The sequence below is a fragment of the Priestia sp. YIM B13489 genome (genome assembly GCF_042787645.1).
Taxonomy (GTDB): Bacteria; Bacillota; Bacilli; order Bacillales; family Bacillaceae_H; genus Priestia; species Priestia megaterium.
In genome coordinates, this window is sequence record NZ_JBHZOQ010000053.1 from 4,658,226 (window position 1) to 4,672,291 (window position 14,066).

The following is a 14,066-nucleotide window of genomic DNA, read 5'->3' on the forward strand; positions in this document are numbered from 1 at the left end:
CAGCAATAGGAAAACAAGTAAAGCCATTCAATTTAGAATGGCTTCTTTATTTTTTACTATTTAAGGCTTACGCATGTACGTCCAGTGGCGATCATCGTTGGCCGTCTCTGGAAAACGCTCTCCTGCTTTTAATTTAACCTTTTGAGGATTATTTACGTTACTTCCTGTTTCACCAATTTCAATATACACTCCGTTATTAGGAGCTTTTTGACCCGGTGTGAAATGACGATTTTGTCCCATTGTCCTGCCTCCTCATTCCTGAAATGAAATGTTCTCCTATACTATTCCCTTAAGATTTCTGTTTCATAATGGAGATGTTTTCATATTAGGCAGAGAAAAAGAGCAGACCTTTAGATCCGCCCTTTTATATTAATGAGTAAATTTGATAGCTTGTTCGATTTCAGTTTCTCCAGCTAGCATTTCAAACGTTTTTCCTATCGTAGCTTCTTCGTTTAGACATTCTACAAGTACGGCTGCTACATCTGCTCGGGGAATCGTCTGAGATTTATCTTCAATATCATTATTGATATCAATTTTCCCAGTAGCTTGATCATTCGATAAAGTTCCTGGTCGTACAATTGTATACTGTAGATTAGACTGTTTTAAGTATTCATCCGCTATCGCTTTTGCACGCAGGTAAAGCTGTAAGCCTTCTGGTCCTTGTTCAGGCGCGTCTGTTCCCATTGAACTTAACATAACAAAGCGCTTTACACCTTGATTTTTTGCTTCATCAATGATATTTTTAGCGCCGTTTTGATCCACAGCGATTGTTTTTTCGTCTCCCGTATGTCCTCCAGAACCTGCTGCAAATATGACAGCGTCCATACCTCTTAAAGCATCTGAAACATCTTGCTCCAAGTCACCAAGCACAACGTTGGCACCCAGCTTCTTTAACGCGCCTGCTTGCTTTTCGTCGCGAATCATCGCATAAGCTTCGTGCTGCTTGCTGTTTGCAACTTTTTCTACCACTTGTTTTCCCGTTGTTCCGTTTGCTCCAACAACTAATACTTTCATCATAAATCACCTTTCGTTCTGTTTAGTATACAGTTGGTGTTCCCACAATTAATTCCCTTTAAACAAAAAACCCCTTCTGATATTCTCAGAAAGGGTTTTTCTCTTAAGCTAAAATGGCTTGCAGCAAAGCTTTTTGTACATGCATACGATTTCCAGCCTGCTGAAAAACAACAGAATTTGGTCCGTCAATAATGCTTGCTGTTACTTCTTCTTCACGATGCGCAGGCAAGCAGTGGAGAAATAAATAGTCTGACTTAGCATAGGCAGCTAGTTCTTCATTTACTTGATAAGGAGCAAATATTTTCAAACGCTGCTGTGCTTCTTCTTCCTGTCCCATACTTGTCCATACGTCTGCATAAATAGCATCGGCATTTTTCACAGCTTCTACAGGATCTTTTGTAATCGTAACCTTCGCACCTGTTGTAGCAGCTATTTCATGAACATAAGCTGTGACAAACTCTTTTGGCTCATATCCATCAGGGCATCCAATTGAAATATCTATTCCCATTTTTGCACAGGCAATCATTAACGAATGCGCTACATTATTTCCGTCTCCAACATAAGCTACTTTTAGCCCTTCAAATGATTTCTTGTGCTCGTAAATCGTTAATAAATCAGCTAGAGCCTGACAAGGATGATAATCATCTGTCAAACCATTAATAACGGGAATGGATGCGTAATCTGCAAGCTCTTCGATCTTGCTGTGTTCAAACGTACGAATCATTATAGCATCGATGAATTCAGATAGTACGCGTGCTGTATCAGCAATCGTTTCTCCGCGTCCAATCTGTAAATCTTGGCTGCTTAAAAAGAGGGCGTTTCCTCCAAGCTGCATCATTCCCGCTTCAAATGAGACTCTTGTTCTTGTTGAAGATTTTTCAAAAATGAGCCCCAGCGTTTTTCCTTTTAACGATGTTACGATTTCACCATTTTTATGCTTTTCTTTCAGCTCAATGGCGCTTTCCAAAAGTGACATAATATCGTCTGATGATAAATCTTTAAGTGTAAGCAAATCTTTTCCTTTTAAATTCGTATTTACCGATACTGTACTCATGATACTGTCACTTCCTTTTTAGTTTTTTGAAACCATTCTTGCAGTGATGAAACGTGATATTCATCGACTTGGAACGATTGGAAAAATAGCGAAGCCGTTTCTGCCTCCGTCATAACCATTAAACCGTGTTTTAATGCTGACATACGGCTTTCTTTATCTTCAGGCTGTAAACTTACATATAATAAAGCTTCTTTCGTTTTCACCCATTCACTAACTTCTTTATCTTTAACAAGAGTTAAGCCCGCGCTTTGCACAAGTTCTTCAAGGCCCTGCGCTTCTCCGTTGATATACACTTCTGCAGCACCTTTTTTACTTAACACATACTGATGGAATACTTTTTTTGCTGCTTCTTCAATCGTTGAAGAAATCGCAATTCCTTCACCAGTTGACTTCATTTCCGGTCCAACAAGTGGATCAACTCCTGATAATTTACTTGTCGAAAACACTGGAAACTTGATAGTTGTGTAAGCTGGATCCGGCAATAAACCTAGCTTTTCACTAATTTCCGACAATGATTTCCCAAGCAATATTTGAGTTGATAGCGAAACAAGCGGCGTGTTGCACACTTTGCTTACTACAGGGACTGTACGGCTGGCACGCGGATTAACTTCCAGCATGTAGACTTCATCGTTGTAAATAACATATTGGATATTCATAATCCCTTTATATTGAAGTTTGTTTACAATTTTTTGAGCGTAGCTCACCATTTTTTCTTTATGTGCTGCTTCTACTGTTTTTGCTGGTAAAAGCGCATAGCTGTCTCCTGAATGAACGCCGGCTTTTTCAATATGTTCAACGATTGTCGGAATCAACACATCTTTTCCGTCTGCTACCACATCAACTTCTGCTTCTTTTCCAGGGAAGTAAGCATCAATAAGCATTGGGAAATGAGACGCTTTAATAGCCGGTAAACAAGACTGAAGCTCCGTTTCGTTTTGAATTGTCAGCATTCCTTTTCCGCCAATCACGTAAGAAGGACGAATGAGTAATGGGAATCCCGTATCTTTTGCTTTTTGTACAAGTTCTTTCGCGTCTTTCGCCATTTCACCTGGAATATGAGGAATATCGCAGTCGTCTAAGAGCTTATAAAACAGGTCACGATCTTCAAGCGCATCAATGACATCATTTGTAATACCTAATAAATTAACACCAGCTTCTTCTAGACCTTTAACAAGCGAAATAGCCGTTTGACCTCCGTATTGAACAATTACATCTGTCACATTTTCAGCATCAAGAACATTTAATACGTCTTCTACTGTTACAGGTTCGAAATATAAGCGATCTGCTACTTCAAAATCCGTACTTACCGTTTCTGGATTATTGTTAATTAAAATCGTTTCGTATCCTTCTTTTTCAAGAGCTAGCACACCGTGTACAGAGCTGTAGTCGAACTCTACTCCTTGCCCGATACGAATTGGTCCAGAACCGATAATCGCAACTTTTTTATTCGTTGATGGTTCAATCTCACTTTCCCCGTAGTAACTAGAGTAGAAATAAGCCGTTGAAGATTCAAATTCCGCTGCACATGTATCCACCATTTTATAGCTTGGCGTAATATGTAGTGCTTTACGTTTCGCTCTTACGTCAAGCTCCGGCACATTCCATACGTTTGCTAGATACGCATCTGTAAAACCATGCTCCTTTACTTGTTTAAAGTGTTCAGCTGTAATCGAATCAAAACGCACTTCTTTTAAAGAGGCTTCCATTTTAATCAGCTGTGCAAAGTGTGTTAAATAGAAATAATCAATTTGTGTTACTTCATGGATATACTCAGGCGTTGTGCCTCGGCGTAAAAGCTCAAGGATAACAAAAATACGCTCATCGCTTTGTTCGCCCAGCTTGCTTTTTAATTCATCTGTTGAAAGTTCTTGCAGTTCTTCTACTTCTAATCCTTGTAAGTCAATTTCTAAAGAAGATAATGCCTTTTGGAAGCTACGTGTAAAGTTACGGTCAATAGCCATTACTTCTCCAGTTGCTTTCATTTGGGTGCCAAGCGTTCTTTCAGCGTAGAAAAACTTGTCAAACGGCCATCTTGGAAATTTCACTACTACATAGTCAAGAGCAGGTTCAAAGCTTGCATACGTGTCTCCCGTCACAGGATTTAATAACTCATGAAGCGTGTAGCCTACCGATAGCTTTGCAGCAATTTTAGCAATCGGATAGCCAGTTGCTTTTGATGCAAGAGCAGACGAACGGCTCACACGCGGATTTACTTCAATTAAATAGTACTGCTTGCTTTTTGGATCAAGCGCAAACTGAATGTTGCAACCGCCAATAATGCCAAGCGATGAAATAATTTTAACTGAAGCAGAGCGAAGCATTTGATATTCCACGTCTGTTAACGTTTGAGAAGGAGCAACGACTACCGAATCTCCAGTATGAACGCCTACGGGATCAATGTTTTCCATATTACAAATGGTGATGCACGTATTGTTTACGTCGCGCATAACCTCGTACTCAACCTCTTTAAATCCAGCGATGCTTTTTTCAATTAAGCATTGAGTAATAGCACTTTCACGTAAACCTGACGCTGAAAGCTTTTCAAGCTCTTCCATAGAATGAGCAATTCCTCCGCCCGTTCCGCCTAACGTATAAGCAGGACGTACAATAACAGGAAAACCAATTTTCTTGGCAAAAGCTAACGCTTCTTCTACTTTTGTAACAACTTCACTTTCCGGCACCGGTTCACTCAGTTCATTCATCAATGCGCGGAACTCTTCACGGCTTTCACCTTTTTTAATTGATTCAATCGGCGTTCCTAAAAGTTTCACATCATATTTTGGCAAAATGTTTTGTTCATGAAGCTCAAGGGCTAAGTTTAAACCCGTCTGTCCGCCTAATGTGGCTAACAAACCATCGGGCTTTTCTTTTGCAATAATTTTCTCTACGCAGTCTACTGTTAATGGTTCAAAATAGATTCGATCTGCTACGTGAGTGTCCGTCATAATTGTAGCTGGATTATTATTGATTAAGATAACTTCATAACCTTCTTCTTTTAATGACAAGCATGCCTGAGTTCCTGAATAATCAAATTCTGCTGCTTGCCCGATTACGATTGGTCCTGATCCGATTACTAAAATCTTTTTTAACGTTTGGTCTTTAGGCATATACTTTTCCGCTCCCTACTTGCTGTACTTTCGTCATAAATTCATCAAAGATATACGTGCTGTCACTTGGTCCAGGGTGTGCTTCTGGATGATATTGAACCGACATAACAGGAAGGTCTTTATGCATTAAACCTTCAACCGATCCGTCATTCACATTTTTAAATCGAACGTTTAATGGCGTAGACGTAATCGTCTGTTCGTCTACGACATAGCTGTGATTTTGAGAAGTCATACACACTTTGTTAGTCGTTAAATCAATTACAGGCTGATTAGCTCCTCGGTGACCGAACGCCAGCTTTTTGGTTTGCGCCCCAAAAGCGAGCCCAATTAACTGATGTCCAAAGCAAATTCCCAAAGTTGGATACGATGAAATAATTTCTTTTAATTCATCCAGCTGACTGCTCACTTGAGTTGGATCTCCAGGTCCGTTTGATAAGACAATGCCATCCGGCTGCAGCTCTTTTACTTTTGAAGAGCTTGTAGAATAAGGAACAACTGTTACTTTGCACTCTCGATTTAACAGCTCTTGTAAAATTGATTTTTTATACCCAAAGTCCATTAATACAACGTGTTTTTCACCGTTTCCGTAAGTAACAGGCTCTTTTGTTGATACTTCTTTTACTACATATCCATCGCATTCAGCAGTAAATGCTGGCGATTCAGCAGATGTCGAAAAGGCAGATTGCATCGTACCTTCTTTTCGAATTCGTTTTACGACCGCTCTCGTATCCACATGTGTAATAAGCGGAATGTTCCATTTCTTTAAATATTGTTTAAAGCTGTACATCGCTTCGTAATGGAACCCTTCATCTGAACATTCGTATACGACAACGCCTGCTACGTGAGGCTTTTTGCTTTCATAATCTTTTTCATTGATACCATAGTTCCCAATCAAAGGGTACGTAAAGACGATAATTTGATCTTTGTAAGATGGATCAGTCACAACTTCTTGATAACCAGTCATTCCAGTAAAGAAAACAATTTCTCCTTTTGCCTGGTGCGTTGCTGTATGTTCAATGTGTCCGGCGAACGAATCGCCGTTTGCTAAGTGTAAATATCCGTTCATTGTGCATCCCTCTTCGAATAATTATTTATAAAACAGAATTTTTATACAAACATATTCAAAAAAATTTGTATTATGAAGTAATTTTTGTTTGGCTAAACGCTTCTTCAATGATATGAATCGCTTGGTCCAACTCTTTTTTTGTTACAGTTAAAGGCGGCAGCAATCGTACTACATGCGGTCCTGCTCCCAGTGCTAGCAATCCTTTTTCACGCATAGCTGCAAGCAATGCTGACTGATGTTCCCCGCATTCAATTCCAATCATAAAACCTTTTCCGCGAACATCGGTTACAAATGAATAAGCTGCTAAGCTATTTTTCAAAGCATTGGTAAAATAAAGGCTTTTTTCTGTAACCTCTGCCAAAAATGCTTCATTAAAAATAATGTTTAAGGTTGCTTTGGCTGAAGCTAATGCAATTGGGTTTCCTCCAAAGGTTGTTCCGTGAGTACCAGGTCCAAATGCTTCTTTGAGATATCCTTTTCCAATCATCGCACCAACCGGCATTCCGCTTCCTAATCCTTTAGCTGCTGTAATAATATCTGGTGAAACGTTAAAATGCTGATAAGCAAATGGTTTTCCTGTTCTGCCGATTCCAGTTTGCACTTCATCGACTATAAACAGTGCTTCGTGCTTTTTACACAGCTCTTGAATGGTTAATAAAAATGCTTCGGTTCCTGGAACCACTCCGCCTTCTCCTTGAATGACTTCAACCATAATGGCTGCTACGCTGTCGTCCACTTCTTGTTTTAATGCTTCTTCATCATTGTATGGCACGTAAACAAACTCATTAACAAGAGGACCGAAGCCATCATGAATTTTTGCCTGCCCTGTAGCTGTCATTGTAGCAAATGTACGTCCATGAAATGATTTTGTAAACGTAATAATTTTGTGTTTTTGTGTGTACTTGCGCGCTAATTTAATCGCCGCTTCGTTGGCTTCTGCACCGCTGTTACAGAAAAATACTGCATCACCGTTTGAGTGTTCCACAAGCTTACCTGCTACGTCTTCTTGAATCGATTGATGAAATAAATTTGACACGTGCCACACTTTATTTAACTGCTCTTCGACCGCTTTTTGAACATCAGGATGACGATGACCTACGTTACAAACAGCGATACCTGAAATAAAATCTAAATACTCATTTCCTTTGTTATCTATTAATTTTGTTCCTTGCGCCTCTTCCACATGGATATCAAACCGTTGATATGTTGGAAACAATGAACTCATCGCTATCTTCTCCACCTTTTCCACTATATTTAATTGCTGTACCAATCAGATTCCCTTCCTTATCTAAAAATCCATCAGTTCCGCTAATAATATGAACTTCTTCAAGCAAAGGAGATAACGCATTTACCGCTGATGTTACTTTCGGAATCATTCCGCCATAAATTACTTTTTCTTCAATAAGTGCATCAATCTCTGACTTTGTAAGCTCAGGAAGCAATGCTCCATCCTTTAACACACCTTTTACATCCGTTACAAACATCAGCTTTTCAGCATTTACTGCTTGTGCAACGGCTCCGGCTGCCACGTCAGCATTAATATTATAGCTATTACCTTCTTCATCTGCTCCAATGGAAGAAACAACTGGAATATACTTACTGTCAGTTAGTTGTTTTAATAATGTATCGTTTACGCCTTTTACTTCTCCAACGTAACCTAGACGTTCCACATCAATTGCCTCTGCTTTAAGCAATAATCCATCAATTCCTGATAGTCCTACCGCTTTTAAGTTCGCTTTTTGTAGATCTTTTACAAGCTGCTTATTAACCTTGCCTGCTAATACCATCGTCACAACTTCTAATGCTTCTTTGGACGTTTTTCGAAGCCCATCTACAAATTCCGTTTCAATGCGAAGTTTGGTAAGCGTATCTTGAATATCAGGTCCGCCTCCGTGCACAACAATGATCTGATATCCATTTGCTTTTAGCTGCTGAATGCTTTCAAAAAAAGCGCTTGTTAACTGGTTGACAATGCTGCCTCCGCATTTTACAACGACGATTTTTTCATTGCTCATTTCACTCTCTCCTTACGTTCGATAACTGGCATTGATTTTGACATAATCGTAAGTCAAATCGCAGCCCCACGCTTTGCCGATCCCACTTCCCTGCTGTAAGTCCACATAGACTTCGACCGTATCATTTTCTAAATAAGCCTTTGCTTCTTCTTCACTAAATGAAACAGGCTGACTGTTTTCTAACATCTGGATATTGCCTAACGAAACATTCACTGTTTCTGGATTAAGCGCTACTCCGCTGTATCCAACTGAACAAATAATTCGTCCCCAATTAGCATCGGCTCCATACATGGCCGTTTTCACTAGGTTCGAGCCCACAATTTGTTTAGCAATCACATTTGCTTCTTCGTTTGTATGAGCACCAGATACGTTTACTTCAATTAGTTTTGTTGCTCCTTCACCGTCGCGTGCAATTTGTTTGGCTAAATCTTCACACGTCAAGCGCAGTGCTTCATAAAACGAATTCCATTCAGGATGATCTGGTGTAAGCGACTGGTGATCAGCTTTTCCATTTGCTAAAACAACAACCATATCGTTGGTGGACGTATCACCATCCACTGTAATTTGATTAAAGCTTTTATTTGTAATAGAACTTAGCGCATCTTGTAGCACTGAAGCTTCAACCTTAGCATCTGTTGTGATAAAGCTAAGCATCGTAGCCATATTTGGGTGAATCATGCCTGATCCTTTCGCTGTGCCTCCAATGGTAACTACTTTGCCGTCAATTTTTGTTTCATAGCAAGCTGACTTCATCACTGTATCTGTTGTTAAAATAGCCGTTTGAAATTCTTCTGCTTTTTCTTTGTTCGATGAAGGACTTAATAACCCAATACCTTTAACAATTTTTTTCATATCTAGAAGCTCTCCAATTACGCCTGTAGAAGCTACCGCTACATGATGAGGTAGGATATTAAGCTTTTCTGCACATGTATTTCGCATTTGGTATGCATCTTTTAATCCTTGTTCTCCAGTACATGCATTTGCACATGCGCTGTTCACAACGATCGCTTGCAGCTTCTGCTCCACCGCTACACTTTCTTTTGTAACAGCTAAAGGCGCTGCTTGAAAGGTATTAAGCGTGTAAACAGCCGCGCAATTAGCTGGCACGTCGCTTACAATAACTCCTAAATCTTTTTTAGCATAACGTAAACCAGCGTGAACGCCATCTGCTGAAAACCCTAGCGGCGTTACAATTGTACCGTTCTCTATTTTCTTTATCTTTTCTTTCGTTTGTTTAACCGTAATCACTATACGTTCCCTCCTGCTTTTATCGTGATTAGTGATGCTGTGTCTTTATGGGAAGACAGGCAGTAGCCCGATACCCGCTTGCTGTTCAAACCCCATCATGATATTGGCATTTTGAATGGCCTGACCGGCTGCCCCTTTAACTAAGTTATCAATGACAGAAACAATCGTGACACGCTTTGTTCGTTCGTCAAATGCAACACCGATATCGCAATAATTTGATGCACTTACTTCTTTAGTAGACGGAAATTCACCAGCTTTTCGAACGCGAACGAACGGGGAGTTTTGATATGTATCTACATATAGCTGATGAAGCTCTTGTACTGAGCTTTCTTTAGAAAGTTCAGCGTATATTGTACTCATAATCCCTCGCGTCATTGGAACTAAGTGCGTATTGAACGTAACGTGGCCAATTTCTTCATCCCACTTTTCTAAAATAGATTCGATTTCTGGGATATGCTGATGTTGATTAACTTTGTATATTTTCATATTTTCATTGATTTCAGCATAATGAGCCATTTGCGAAAGACCGCGTCCTGCTCCTGAGATCCCGGACTTTGCATCAATGATAATAGAGTTTGATTTTACCATTTGTTTACTAACGAGGGGAGCTAGCCCAAGCAGTGTAGCTGTTGGATAACAACCCGGGTTCGCAACGAACGTACTGCTTTCGACTTCGTCTGCAAACCATTCTGATAATCCATACACAGACTGCTGTAAAAATGCTTCAGCTGCAGCAGGCTTTTTGTACCATTTTTCATAAAGCGCTTCTGTTTTTAATCTAAAATCTCCAGATAGATCTACCACTTTTATTCCTTCTTCTATTAATTGAGGTACAAGTTTGCTAGAAACACCGGACGGAGTTGCTGTAAACACTAAATCTAATTCTTCAGCCATCTTCTTAGGGTTTATATCTTGCAGCGTATATACAGTATTAGAAAGGTGAGGATAAACTTCTGCTAGTTCCATCCCATCCTGAGAGGATGAATAAACTGCATAAACATAAAAATGTGGGTGATTCGCTAACAAACGAATCAGTTCTACTCCTCCATACCCTGTTGCTCCAACAATTCCTACCTTGTATTCTTTCATTTTAAAACTCCTTTTTCCACGTATCTATTTGAATTATTTATCATTATAATACCGTATAAAAATAAAATCAAATGAATATTTAAAAAATCCAACACTTTATTCTATATTTTTAAACATTTTTATTTATTCATAAGTTTTTATTTTTATAACTAACTTTCTATTTTTGTTTAGAAATTGTTCACAGATATTTTTGGAAAACACTGGTTGTTTTTGTGTATAATAAGAATATCGATAAAAATCATCCGTATGATATTTTTTATACGGCCAGTGGACGTACAGCATATACAGACTGTTCTAACTTAATAGATTAATAAGTAGCAGTCGCAAAAATTTTAATTAAAAGGTGATAACATGATGAACATCACAACGGATTCTTTTTCAAATGAGCTGCAGCAATTTTTTATGAACTTTGATCATAAACTTTCGTTTAAAAAAGGTGACTTTCTCTTTCAAGAAGGTTCACCTTCAACTCATTTATTTTTTATTACGTCAGGGGCCGTGCAAGTAGGTAAAGTGACGCCGGAAGGACGCGAGCTGACGCTTCAGCTGGCGAGTTCCGGAGACTTAATCGGGGAAGTCATGCTGTTTTGCGGATCTACTCCCCATATGCTTCAAGCAAAAGCTATTGAACCTTGTACGGCAATCAGTATTCAAAAACGGTTGTTAGAAAACGAACTAGCACAATACCCTGCTCTTTCTATGGAGTACATGAAGTGGATGGGACTACAAATTAAGCGAATGCAGACAAAATTTAGAGACTTAATTCTAAATGGAAAAAAAGGTGCTCTTTATTCTACTCTGATCCGCATGTCTAATAGCTTTGGAGTAATGAAGCCAAATGGTATTTTATTAAACGTAACGTTAACCAATCAAGAAATCGCCAATCTATGCGGGACATCTCGAGAAGTAGTCAATCGCATGCTCGCTGAGTTGCGAAAAAACGAAGTGATTTCAATGGCAGATGGAAAAATCATCATTCATAAGCTTTCTTTTTTAAAGAAAGAAATAGACTGTGAGGACTGCCCTGTGGAATTGTGCAGAATTGAATAAGAAAAAAAGCCATCGTTGATGGCTTTTTTCTTATTGAACACCTAATGCAATTTTAGCGTAGCGCGTCATGCGATCTTTATCCCATGGCGGATTAAATGTGATATTCACTTCTACATTTTCTACTTCTTCAAGCGAAATTAATTGTTTTTTCACTTGTTCGCCAATCACACCAGCCAGCGGGCAGCCGATAGAAGTTAACGTCATCGTCACGATAACAGTGTTGTTTTCTTCCATTTCTACACCGTACACTAAGCCTAAATTTACGATATCAACGCCAAGCTCTGGATCAATTACTTCTTCTAGTGATTCCATGATTTTATCTTCTAACTGTTTATCCATATTCATTCTCCTTTCTTTTACTTCCGTAATTATCTTCACGTATTAAATATACCCTTAAACAATTTATCGTAAGCAATCAATAACTATGTCTTACACCGTAACAAGACAGCTTTTGCATGTCAATCGTTCTGCTTTGCTCCTAAGGAAAAGTTGTGTAAAATATGGGAATACAAGCATGAGTATTAGTAGAATTCAATATAATCGTATAACTACTTCAATTTAAAAGGAGCCCTATATGAGAAACGATCAACACTTAATCGCCTTAGATCTGGATGGAACATTGTTAACGAATGAAAAAACCATTTCACCTACAACGAAACGGGTATTAGAAAAAGTAAAACAAGAAGGACATATTGTAATGATTGCAACTGGTAGACCTTATCGTTCCAGTGCTATGTATTACAGCGAATTAGATTTATCCACGCCTATCGTAAACTTTAACGGAGCGCTTGTCCATCACCCCCTTCAGCCTGATTTCGGCACGCATCACGAACCTTTAAACCGCCGCACTGTCCATGACATTGTGACAGCTATGCAAGACTATCGCATCAACAATATCATGGCAGAAGTACAAGATGATGTGTATCTTCATTTTGAAGATCGAAAATTAATGGATGTACTTAGCCTAGGGGATCCTAAATTACAAACGGGTGATTTGCGTCATACGCTGCAGCACGATCCAACGTCTATTTTAATTCACGCAGATGAAGAACATGTACAAGATATACGCTCTCACCTTTCAGATGTTCATGCAGAAGTACTAGAACATAGACGCTGGGGAGCACCTTGGCATGTCGTTGAAATTGTAAAAAAAGGACTTAATAAAGCTGTAGGTCTTGAGCGCGTAGCTAATCATTATCAAATTCCACGCGAACGAATTATTGCGTTTGGAGATGAAGACAATGATTTTGAAATGATTAAATTTGCAGGACACGGTATCGCCATGGAAAATGGTATTAGCGAATTAAAACAGCTAGCGCGTGAAGTAACAAAATCGAATGAAAATGATGGTATTGCTTATTATTTGGAAAAAACGTTAAATTTATAACTTAGCTTTTTTTGAAAAGCAAGGTAAATTTTTATCGCTATCATTTTTTTTATTTAGCACACACTATAACCGACACTTCTTAAGGTGTCGGTTTTATTTATATTACGAGGAGGAATTTATGATGGGCAGAGGCAATCGATCAAAACGTTTTGTGAAACAAGGTGCAGACGCAGTTCAAAAACATGATGAACGAATTCCTTATCATATGACTATGGCAGAGGCAGAAGCATTTCAAGCTCAGCAGCGCCAAACTCCTCATGGAGGACAATAACTTATGAAAAATTCACTTTTTGGTCAAGTAAAAGATGCGATTCGAAATGCAGTATCCGGCCATTCAGAAGATCAGCTTCACCGTCAAAAGCACGGCAACGGTGAGCTTGATATTTCAGAAGGCGTATTAAATAGTATTGCTTCTAACGCTTCTCCTGAGGAGCAAGAGCAGCTGAAGCAATTCCAAAACTCATTGCATCAAGCGTATGATACAGATGGAGAATCACATTCACAAGAGAAAAGCGCAGACATTACGTCTGATACGCTGTCTCATATCGTTCAGAATGCTTCTCCTGAAGAGAAGGCACAGCTTGAACAGCTTCAAAACACTTTAGAAGGCGGGCAATCTCACGCTCACGGTAAAGCTCACACGTCCAGTGAAAGCGTGGCAGCTGATATATTATCTCATGCACAGCAAAATGCTTCTCCTGAAGAAAAGAGCCAGCTTGAACAGCTTCAAAGCACTTTAGAGGGCGGGCAGTCTCACGCTCATGGTGAAGCTCACACGTCTAGTGAAAACGTAGCAGCTGATATGCTGTCTCATGCACAGCAAAGCGCTTCTCCTGAAGAACAAGCTCAGCTTCAGCAGCTTCAGAATACATTGGGAGCTGCTGGTCAAAATCATCAAACGTCTCAGGCTCATACGTCTGCAGGTTCTGATGAAAACATTGCAGCTGATATGCTGTCTCATGCGCAGCAAAATGCTTCTCCTGAAGAACAAGCTCAGCTTCAAGAGCTTTCTAATGACTTAAAAGGCACACATTAA

14 protein-coding genes are annotated in these 14,066 nt (G+C 39.3%); 4 read left to right on the forward strand and 10 right to left on the reverse strand.

The features are described from left to right. Positions 1–60 precede the first annotated feature (60 nt). The 9 genes from ACFX4W_RS29755 to argC form a co-directional block, all read right to left on the reverse strand. Positions 61–240, reverse strand: a complete 180-nt coding sequence (locus ACFX4W_RS29755) for a YjzC family protein (RefSeq protein WP_013055394.1) — start codon at positions 238–240, stop codon at positions 61–63. Positions 241–369: 129 nt separating this feature from the next. Then, positions 370–1,014: an SDR family oxidoreductase gene (locus ACFX4W_RS29760; protein ID WP_043980498.1), complete on the reverse strand. Its 645-nt coding sequence runs from the start codon at positions 1,012–1,014 to the stop codon at positions 370–372. 103 nt (positions 1,015–1,117) lie between these two features. Then, positions 1,118–2,068 (reverse strand): ornithine carbamoyltransferase, encoded by a 951-nt coding sequence (argF, locus tag ACFX4W_RS29765; protein ID WP_043980500.1) that lies wholly within the window; start codon positions 2,066–2,068, stop codon positions 1,118–1,120. Beyond that, on the reverse strand, positions 2,065–5,175 hold the full coding sequence (locus tag ACFX4W_RS29770) for a carbamoyl-phosphate synthase (glutamine-hydrolyzing) large subunit (RefSeq protein ID WP_043980502.1): 3,111 nt from the start codon (positions 5,173–5,175) through the stop codon (positions 2,065–2,067). The genes argF and ACFX4W_RS29770 overlap by 4 nt, the downstream gene beginning before the upstream one ends. Next, complete coding sequence (locus tag ACFX4W_RS29775; protein ID WP_043980511.1) at positions 5,168–6,241, reverse strand: carbamoyl phosphate synthase small subunit; 1,074 nt, start codon at positions 6,239–6,241, stop codon at positions 5,168–5,170. The genes ACFX4W_RS29770 and ACFX4W_RS29775 overlap by 8 nt, the downstream gene beginning before the upstream one ends. Positions 6,242–6,311: 70 nt before the next feature. Continuing rightward, on the reverse strand, positions 6,312–7,466 hold the full coding sequence (locus ACFX4W_RS29780; RefSeq protein WP_043980513.1) for an acetylornithine transaminase: 1,155 nt from the start codon (positions 7,464–7,466) through the stop codon (positions 6,312–6,314). Next, a complete protein-coding gene (gene argB / locus ACFX4W_RS29785) occupies positions 7,432–8,256 on the reverse strand; it encodes an acetylglutamate kinase (protein ID WP_377560500.1) in 825 nt (274 codons plus the stop codon). Before argB ends, ACFX4W_RS29780 begins: the two co-directional genes overlap by 35 nt. A 12-nt stretch (positions 8,257–8,268) precedes the next feature. Then, positions 8,269–9,504: a bifunctional ornithine acetyltransferase/N-acetylglutamate synthase gene (gene argJ / locus ACFX4W_RS29790; protein WP_043980517.1), complete on the reverse strand. Its 1,236-nt coding sequence runs from the start codon at positions 9,502–9,504 to the stop codon at positions 8,269–8,271. A gap of 45 nt (positions 9,505–9,549) precedes the next feature. Next, complete coding sequence (argC, locus tag ACFX4W_RS29795; RefSeq protein WP_043980519.1) at positions 9,550–10,593, reverse strand: N-acetyl-gamma-glutamyl-phosphate reductase; 1,044 nt, start codon at positions 10,591–10,593, stop codon at positions 9,550–9,552. Between the two features lie 351 nt (positions 10,594–10,944). On the opposite strand from argC, the gene ACFX4W_RS29800 reads away from it, so the two are divergent. After that, positions 10,945–11,643 carry a Crp/Fnr family transcriptional regulator gene (locus ACFX4W_RS29800; RefSeq protein WP_043980520.1) on the forward strand — a complete coding sequence of 233 codons (699 nt, stop codon included), beginning with the start codon at positions 10,945–10,947 and terminating at the stop codon, positions 11,641–11,643. A 30-nt stretch (positions 11,644–11,673) separates the two neighbouring features. On the opposite strand, the gene ACFX4W_RS29805 is transcribed toward ACFX4W_RS29800, so the two are convergent. Beyond that, positions 11,674–11,982 (reverse strand): metal-sulfur cluster assembly factor, encoded by a 309-nt coding sequence (locus ACFX4W_RS29805; protein ID WP_013055384.1) that lies wholly within the window; start codon positions 11,980–11,982, stop codon positions 11,674–11,676. Between the two features lie 235 nt (positions 11,983–12,217). Between ACFX4W_RS29805 and ACFX4W_RS29810 the strand changes: the two genes are divergently transcribed. The 3 genes from ACFX4W_RS29810 to ACFX4W_RS29820 all read left to right on the forward strand — a co-directional run bounded on the left by ACFX4W_RS29810 (position 12,218) and on the right by ACFX4W_RS29820 (position 14,066). Continuing rightward, entirely contained in the window at positions 12,218–13,030 is an 813-nt protein-coding gene (locus ACFX4W_RS29810; RefSeq protein ID WP_043980521.1) for a Cof-type HAD-IIB family hydrolase, read from the forward strand. Positions 13,031–13,151: 121 nt separating this feature from the next. After that, positions 13,152–13,301: a hypothetical protein gene (locus ACFX4W_RS29815; RefSeq protein ID WP_013081728.1), complete on the forward strand. Its 150-nt coding sequence runs from the start codon at positions 13,152–13,154 to the stop codon at positions 13,299–13,301. Between the two features lie 3 nt (positions 13,302–13,304). Next, on the forward strand, positions 13,305–14,066 hold the full coding sequence (locus ACFX4W_RS29820; RefSeq protein ID WP_043980522.1) for a DUF3813 family protein: 762 nt from the start codon (positions 13,305–13,307) through the stop codon (positions 14,064–14,066).